This window comes from Paraburkholderia sp. EG304, assembly GCF_046543485.1.
In the GTDB taxonomy this organism is placed as follows: Bacteria; Pseudomonadota; Gammaproteobacteria; order Burkholderiales; family Burkholderiaceae; genus Paraburkholderia; species Paraburkholderia youngii.
Map to the genome: position 1 here is coordinate 1 of NZ_JBKGUA010000120.1, position 8,033 is coordinate 8,033.

Sequence of the window (8,033 nt, forward strand, 5' to 3'; positions counted from 1 at the left end):
GAAGACCGCACGCCGGATGAGGCATACTTCGCGACACTGCCTGCGATCAAATCGGCAGCATGAACGCCCCGGTGGTTCCACTTAAAAATCTCGGGACCCTGCCCGAACAAGCGGCGCCACCTCTGACTCAACGCTACCGTTCTCGTGACCCAGGCCGCGATTGTTGAGGGTCCCGGTCACGCCATAGTGCTCGAGCAGCGCCGCATAGCGCACCGTGAAGTCGTCTTCGTCCGCGAGGTTTCTGAACGCCGCCGACAGATTGTCGGTCGATGCTCGCGCGGATATCCCCCAGCCTGCCATAGTGCGTTTTGCAGTCCCATGGACAGACATGCTTCGAAGCTCTCGCCACCTTCAACAACATTGCGTATTCCCAGCGCGAGAACGCGAGCACGAAGTGGTACAGCCGGTGTTCGAATGGCACGCCAGCGATCGTCACTCGCAGTTCAGCCATGTCGGTGAAGTCGGACAGGCCGCGTGCGCCGGGCTCATGCAACTGCGGGAAGAAGACTTCCTTGGGTGAGCCGGACGTCCGCCCGCCAGTGCCGCACGCGTCGCCCGAGTGTGCGGCGTGTGCTGTTGGGATACTCCCCGGGATGATCGTCCTGCAGCTTGGGCACGATCCTGACCGCCTGAAGTTGCGGCGCATTCGCCAGCATCGTAACGACTTCAGTATCCCAGACGTCGGCGAAGGGATCGGGACGGGAACGCCAGTAACGACGCGGTTTCTGTCATGCAGTACGGTGTCCCGTTCTATGCACCTAGCGCTGCGGACACTCATGCCGGCCTTGGCGGCGGCGATCTGCTGCGAGTGATGTTTGCGCTTGGACATGTAGAGGCGAACCTGTTGGTCGGTAATGCGGGTTCCAGACATGTAGCTGATCGCTTTCTTATTCGATCAGCCTGTTGGTGTTCTTAGAGCGGCTTATGTGGACGCCTCCCGGATAGCAAGCAGGGTTTGCACTTTTGTCTACAGGTCAAGGCAGCACGCTTATACATGGCCTCGTCCCATTTGCCAAATGATCTGGTCTACAGCGGGCAGGTGCTGGATTGCATATATACATTCGGCCTTTCGGTGGCACTCGTGTGCCCGGCCCCAATGGATTTCGCCCGGTGACTCCTTCTTATATCCACGGCCTCAAGAGCCCTAAGACTGCGCAGGTTTTGTCACCGACGGTCCGACCTGTTTGCCATTGAATCAGATCACTTGTGCAACCGATGAAGAGGTAAGCTACTGCTGCCGTGCGATCGGTACTCCGTTCACAGCGGCGGTGCGTATTCCTGACCGCATGCCAGCAGGACCCAGATAGTCCTGGCTATCTTGTTGGCAAGTGCGACAACGGCGATGTTTGTTCCCCGCCTCGACTGAACCTCGAGGATCCATCGGGAGAGTGCATCCGTATGCTTCATGGCCTGCTGGACAACCGATCTGGCGCCGTGTACCAGCAGCATTCGCAGATACCCGTTGCCGCGCTTCCTGATACCGAACAGGCGATCCTTGCCGCCCGACGAATGCTGACGTGGTGTCAGGCCAAGCCACGCTGCAAACTGTCTGCCGTTTGAGAATTCAGTGGCACTACCTGCCGCAGCAATGACAGCGGTTGCGATCAGCGGCCCGACACCGCGAATCTTCTCCAGTCGCTGGCTTGAAGGGGATGCCTTGTGCACTTGATGGATCAACTCGTCATACCGGGCGATCTGCTTGTCCAGCAGCACAAGCCGCTCATACATATCCCGCATCATTGACCGGCTCAACCCTGTCAGCTCGTTGCGTTCGTCATCAATAATTGTGGGCAGCTGCTGCCTTACTTTCAGCGCCGTTTGCGCAATGACCACCCCGTATTCGGCCAGCAGGCCTCGTATCTGGTTGATCTGCGCAATACGGTCGCGCATGAGCAGGCTGCGGATGCGATGCATGGACTGAATATCCTGCTGCTGGACGCTGTTGACCGCGACGTAGCGCATGGTCGGACGGGACGCCGCTTCGACGATCGCCTCCGCATCGTTGCGATCATTCTTCTGGGATTTGACGAACGGTTTGACGAATCGAGGCGCAATGATCTGCACATGATGCCCCATTGCTGAGAACCGCCGAGCCCAGTGATGCGCGCCACCACAAGCCTCCATTACGATGCGGCAGCCGGGCAGACAGACGACCGTCTCGAGGAGCTTGCTGCGGCTGACTCGCCGGCTCAACACCGGATGGCCGCGTTCGTCGACGCCGTACAGCTGGAAGATGTTTTTGGCGAGGTCAATGCTTAGCAAGGCGACATTCATGACAGCCTCCGTTCAGTTGCGGACCAGGGATCGCCCATACTGCCATGTCCTCTAGCGGAGATCGTTTGCATACATCCGCCGGAGGTGGGACGAGGCCATTCCACTATGTCCGGCCCGTTGATGCAGGTTGGTCGGCCTGCTGGCCCATATGGAATTCGCTGACGAGGGTCTCAGCTAACACTCGAACTCGAAGGGCATCGGCATTCGACGCTAAGTCTGAGCTCGTTCGAGAGGCGCCGCTCCAGCGACGCAATATCTTCGCTGATCGCCTGTACACGGGCCCACTGTTCACGCAAGCTAGGCCGAGCCATGCGGCAAATTCCCGGTCAGAGTGGAACGCTGTCGACGAGAATGGCTGGCAGACGCTCGGAGATTCTGGCGAATGCAGGCACGATCTCCTTCGTGAACGGCAGGTAGCCCGAGCCCACCGCCTCTCGGATCAAAGATATCCATAACAGGCGATCAGGGACGTTGGTCAGTCGTCCTCTTGTTCTCCCCAGGTCGCCTAGGCTTTTTTTCGAAGTACGAGCAGCGCCGCAGCTTCCGCCAGTGTCTTCTCTTTGCGCTGCAACTCCTTTTCCAGTTGCTTGATGCGCTGCTTGTCTTCTTTGGGCTGCTGACGTTGCTCGCGCGCCTGTTCGGCAGCATTCGCGTTGGCGGCCACACATGAGGCCCGCCACGCCGCGACTTGCTCGAGATACAGCCCTTTGCGCCGGCAATACTCGGCCAACTCCGCTGCGTTGAGCGGGGCAGTTTGCAATACAACGGCAAACTTGTCTTCCGAAGACCATCCTTCGGCGTTCTTCCCGTCGCCCGGCACGGCCATCCCTTTCCTTTCGCCTCGCGGCGCCACACGTACAACGTCTGTTCCGTGATTCGTGTTTCTCTCGCCAGCGCCGACACCGGCACATCTTCCGGCGGCATCATACGACGCACCACGACTTCTTTTCGTTACGCTGAGCAGGCTTTCCTTCATGCCGATCCTACCGCCCCCGGACCTCTCTAAGAATCAAACGACACGACAACTATTCTGACGCCGGGGGCCCACGCCGATCAAGGCCCGACAGAGCAACACCGACGCTGCTCAAGCTCGACACCCAAAGCGCATTGCCCAGTGCTTTTTGCACCAAGACTGTTGCATTCGCGACAATCAGTGTTTGCATTGTAAGTCCCGTCCGTTGTTGTTCGACAAAGGATTTCGATTCGACCGATACCATGGCTGTTGGCACGATTTTCTCTAGCTTCGTCTGCGATCATCTTCAACAGCTTATCAGCAGCCGAATTTAAAAGGAGAGAATCATGTTTCGATTTTAGAAATTCAGCCCCCCGATGAAGGGTCCTGAAAAATGGTTCGCAATTCGAAAAACTTGATATGGAAAGTCAATCGTGAGGCCGCCGCGCAGCCTGCGAGGTTTTAGCTCAAGCAGCGCGGCGGCCAATGGGAATCGTTTTCGGTTCTCTTGCGATGGCCCATGTCCTGGCGATTGCCGAGGACTTCCCCATGCACGAAATTGCGCCGTTGAGAATCGGTCAGCCCGTCACCGCTGGCTTGGTCGCCCAATGGCTGCGTCGGGAATTTACCGGACTTGCCTCCCACACTCCCATGCAGCGGAAGTCTGGAAAACTCCAGAGGCCCGAAGCGCGTCACGCCCCTTGAGTTACCAGTCGATGCCGCTTCTGCGGCCTCGACTGCTCGCTTCATCGCAATCTCGGTCTCGTTCGCCGTCTGATCGCCAACGGACGGCGACAGCGTTCGAGTGTCTAAAGCTCAGTCTAATCAATAAGGTGTTTTATGGCTCGAAATCTAAAAAAACGATTGGTGATATGCGCGCTCGGGATCATCGCGGCGAGCGGAGTTAGAGCCGCACCTACCGAAGCCACCATGGTAGTGCCGGAGATCGCCTACACTCGAACGATGCTCCCCAACGGCCTCACCCTCGTGGTGCACGAGGACCACAAGGCCCCAGTGGTGGCGGTGAGCGTTTGGTATCACGTCGGCTCTGGCGACGAGCCCAAGGGCAAGAGCGGCTTGGCGCACCTGTTCGAGCACTTGATGTTCTCCGGCTCGGAGCACCATAAGGGCTCCTTTTTTGCTCCGTTCGAACTGGCCGGCGCGACCGGCATGAATGGCACCACTGGGTTTGATAGAACCAACTATTTCGAGACGGTGCCGACCACCGCGCTCGACATGGCTTTATGGATGGAGTCGGACCGCATGGGCCACCTGCTCGGTGCAATCGGCCAGAAAGAGCTCGATACGCAGCGCGGCGTGGTTCAAAACGAGAAGCGCCAAGGAGAGAACGCTCCCTACGGCCGCGTATACCAGAACATCCTGTCCAACATCTATCCGGCAAACCATCCATACCAGCATGACATCATCGGCTCCATGCAAGATCTAAACGGCGCCTCACTGGCTGACGTGAAGCAGTGGTTCCGCGATCGCTATGGTGCTGCCAACGCGGTGATCGTGCTGGCCGGCGATATCACACCCGCGCAAGCCAAGGAGAAAGTCGTCAAGTACTTCGGTGACATCCCGGCCGGTCCGCCGGTGCCGCGCCAGCAGCCGTGGATCACCCCGCTGGCGAAGTCCACGCGCGGCGTACAGCACGACCACGTGTCGCAGACACGCATCTACCGCACCTGGGTTGTGCCGCAGTTGGGCACGGATGACCTGATTTCGCTGCGCCTTGCCGCTACCGTGCTCGGTGGGGGCAGGACCTCGCGGCTCTACCAGCGCCTAGTCTATCAGGACAAGTTAGCCGACAATGTGTCCGCGGGCGTGTCACCGCTCGCTTTGACCGGTCAGTTCCAGATTAATGCTAACGTGCGCAAGGGCGTGGATGCGGCCAAGGTCGAGTCGGTCATCGCCGACGAACTGAATAAATTCCTCATCGAAGGCCCAACTCAGGATGAGCTGGATCGTGCCAAGGTCGTTTATCGCGCTTCTCTCGTGCGTCGCCTGGAGAAAGTCGGCGACAAGGCCCAGATGCTGGCCTCGGGGCAACTGTATCTCGGCGATCCAGGTGCCTACAAGAAGGACCAACAGCGCGTCGACGCCGCCACCGTTGGCAGTGTAAAAGCCTCGGCGGACAGGTGGCTCACCAAGGGAGACTACCTGCTCACCGTGCTGCCGGGCAGCAACGACTTTGACCCGCAGGCGGAGGACGCGAAGGTCGTGCCGCTGCCCGACGCGCAGGGTCGACCCGAGCCCAAACTGCCGGCTGCACAGCAATACGTCGTGAGCGAGAGCGAGGTCGACCGTGCCAAAGGCGTGCCGCAGGTCACTCACTTCCCCGAACTACGTTTTCCGAAGCTCGAGCGCGGCAAACTGAAGAACGGCATCGAGGTGGTGCTGGCGCAACACTACACTGTCCCAGTCACCCAGATCTACCTGCAGTTCGATGGCGGCTACGCCGCCGACGAAGGACGCAAGCTTGGTACCGCCAGCTTCGCCGTCTCCCTGATGGGCGAGAGCACCAAGTCGCTTGACGCGCTGGAGGTAGCCAAGCGCACGCAGCGCTTGGGCGCCATCATGGGTGTTAGCTGCGGGCTGGATACCTGTAGGGCGTTGCTTAACACACTCAATGACCAACTCAAGCCTTCGCTCGCGCTGTTCGCGGACATCGTGCGCAACCCGGCCTTCAAGGCCGACGACATCGAACGTGTGCGTGCTCAGCGACTAGCCCGCATCGCACAAGAAAAGGTCGACCCGGCGTCCCTCGCCGAGCGCATGTTGCCGCCTCTGCTGTACGGCCACGACCATGCTTACAGGATTCCGTTCACTGGCACCGGCTCCGAGGCGTCGATCAAATCACTTACGGCAGACGACCTAGAGGCGTTCCGGCGCGACTGGCTGCGGCCCGACAACGTGAAGATCCTGGTCGCCGGCGACACCACGCTGAAGGAGATCACTCCACAACTCGACGCCGTGTTCGGCGACTGGAGGGCGCCGTCCGCGCCGTTGCCGAAAAAGAACATCGCCAAGGTCGCCGACCAAACCAAGCCACGGGTGTTTCTGATCGATCGGCCCAAAGCGCCACAGTCACTGATCCTCGCCGGTCTGCTCGCGCCGTCGAGCAAGGCGATCAACGCCATAGACATCGATATCGCCAACCGCGCGTTCGGCGGCACCTTTACGTCGCGCCTGAACATGAACCTGCGCGAGGAAAAGCGCTGGAGCTACGGTGCCCGCAGCGGCCTTGTTGGCGCGCTGGGCCAGCGGCCGTTTCAGATGTACGCGTCCGTTCAGGCCGACAGGACTACCGAATCCGCGCTCGAGATGGAAAAGGAGGCGGTGGCCATCGTCGGTGCCAAGCCGCTGACAGCACAGGAAGTGGACAAGGTTAGGTCGTCCATATTGCGCGGTCTGCCGGGCAGTTTCGAGACCACCGGGTCGGTGATCGGCGCCGTCGACAATATCGTGAAGTACGGCCGTCCGGACGACTACGTACAGACGCTCGAGCAGCGCATCGAGGCGGTGAGTGTATCAAGCGCGCAGGCGGCGATCGACGAAATTGTCAAACCACGAGCACTGACCTGGGTGATCGTGGGCGATCTGAAAAAGATCGAGCAGCCGGTGCGCGAGCTCGGTCTAGGTAAGGTGCACGTGCTCGATGCCGAAGGCCGGCTCGTTCGTTAGAGGCTGGTTCGGAGTCTCTGCGATTTTGCCCCTGTCTTGAATTCACAATAAGAGTTCTGTTCAAAAAGACCCCCGAGGGGCTGGCGGCCTAGATTCGTGAATATCTGAAGGTTCAGATATTCACGATTGCCCACGCCGGCAAATTCGGCTAAGAGACCATGTAGACGACGGCGGCACCGCCGTGTTCAGGCGGGATCGCGGGCGCTGACTTGTGTGGCAATGGTTCGCATAATGTCCTGAACTTTTCCTACCGACCATGGTGGTCGGCAAGGAGAAGATTATGGTGCAGTCTGAACTGGTGCGCTGCAGGGAATGCCCGGCAACGCTTTTGCCATCATTTACGACCGCAGCTCAGTTCCTCAGCGAGTTGCACCGGCCGGAAGTATGGCTGGTTTGTCAAGGCTTCCTGGACGGAGCAACCTTTTGGCGGGATAGGCGCTCTTATGCGATTCTGATCCCCCGATTATCATTCTCCCCGGTCACGCCGGATTGCATCGGGGCGTCGTTGACCTTCCAGAAGATGTAGAGATACTTACGGTCTCCAGGGGAAGGATCGCCATACTGATTACCGGCGACAAACACGCGCGTGCCGTTTGCGTATTGCTGTCGAACCTGATCGGTGACGTCAATGGTGTTGTTCCAGACACCATAACCCGCATTGCTAATCACTGTACTCATAGTCGTTTCTCCAGAATGTCAAGTTTCACGACCGCCACTCCGATGGGAGTAATTCGGTCGGCTACCTTTGCGCGAAATCCATACCAACAAGTCAACACCAAACCTTGAAAGGCGCTTAAAGAACTTCAACGATGGAACCAACACACAAAGCAGACAATTTCGGCGATTTCTATCCGTATCGCAACAAAAGCGCTTTACGCCTGTTTAGGAAGGTCTGCAAAAGTCCTGGCATTGACGCCCCGTTCAGCTACCCTGGAAGCATCGCGAATTAGTTGAGGAGAAGAGTAATGTCGCAGTTGGGTCTTCACCTGGATCTGCAGCCATGTATCCGGGCTCAGTTGGCAGCACTCGCTGCGGGCCCACGATGAATATCCGCGAATGGGTACCCCATCAGAGCCTCGGGCTTGGTTGCCCTTGGTGCAAACCGGGTTCGGCCCACCAC

General features: G+C 58.8%; 4 protein-coding genes and 2 pseudogenes. 1 reads left to right on the forward strand and 5 read right to left on the reverse strand.

The annotated features are described in order from the left end of the window. Positions 1 to 123: 123 nt before the first annotated feature. From istA to ACLFKU_RS41810, 4 genes and pseudogenes are all read right to left on the reverse strand, one after another. Positions 124 to 871, reverse strand: a pseudogene (gene istA, locus ACLFKU_RS41795) (IS21 family transposase); the annotation flags it as partial. A gap of 386 nt (positions 872 to 1,257) precedes the next feature. Further along, positions 1,258 to 2,274, reverse strand: coding sequence for an IS110 family transposase (locus ACLFKU_RS41800; RefSeq protein ID WP_410853134.1), 1,017 nt, complete (start codon positions 2,272 to 2,274; stop codon positions 1,258 to 1,260). 416 nt (positions 2,275 to 2,690) lie between these two features. Further along, positions 2,691 to 3,201, reverse strand: a pseudogene (locus ACLFKU_RS41805) (IS3 family transposase); the annotation flags it as partial. A gap of 487 nt (positions 3,202 to 3,688) precedes the next feature. Continuing rightward, positions 3,689 to 3,976, reverse strand: a complete 288-nt coding sequence (locus ACLFKU_RS41810; protein WP_410853135.1) for a hypothetical protein — start codon at positions 3,974 to 3,976, stop codon at positions 3,689 to 3,691. Positions 3,977 to 4,156: 180 nt separating this feature from the next. On the opposite strand from ACLFKU_RS41810, the gene ACLFKU_RS41815 reads away from it, so the two are divergent. Beyond that, positions 4,157 to 6,913 carry a M16 family metallopeptidase gene (locus ACLFKU_RS41815; protein ID WP_410853136.1) on the forward strand — a complete coding sequence of 919 codons (2,757 nt, stop codon included), beginning with the start codon at positions 4,157 to 4,159 and terminating at the stop codon, positions 6,911 to 6,913. A gap of 441 nt (positions 6,914 to 7,354) precedes the next feature. Here ACLFKU_RS41815 and ACLFKU_RS41820 read toward each other — a convergent pair whose 3' ends face one another. Beyond that, positions 7,355 to 7,591: a hypothetical protein gene (locus ACLFKU_RS41820; protein ID WP_410853137.1), complete on the reverse strand. Its 237-nt coding sequence runs from the start codon at positions 7,589 to 7,591 to the stop codon at positions 7,355 to 7,357. Positions 7,592 to 8,033 lie beyond the last annotated feature (442 nt).

Bases quoted from the DNA above. Each gene is read 5' to 3' on its own strand.
- ACLFKU_RS41815 (WP_410853136.1), top strand. From the start codon at position 4,157: ATGGTAGTGCCGGAGATCGCCTACACTCGAACGATGCTCCCCAACGGC.
- ACLFKU_RS41820 (WP_410853137.1), bottom strand. From the start codon at position 7,591: ATGAGTACAGTGATTAGCAATGCGGGTTATGGTGTCTGGAACAACACC.
- ACLFKU_RS41810 (WP_410853135.1), bottom strand. From the start codon at position 3,976: ATGAAGCGAGCAGTCGAGGCCGCAGAAGCGGCATCGACTGGTAACTCA.
- ACLFKU_RS41800 (WP_410853134.1), bottom strand. From the start codon at position 2,274: ATGAATGTCGCCTTGCTAAGCATTGACCTCGCCAAAAACATCTTCCAG.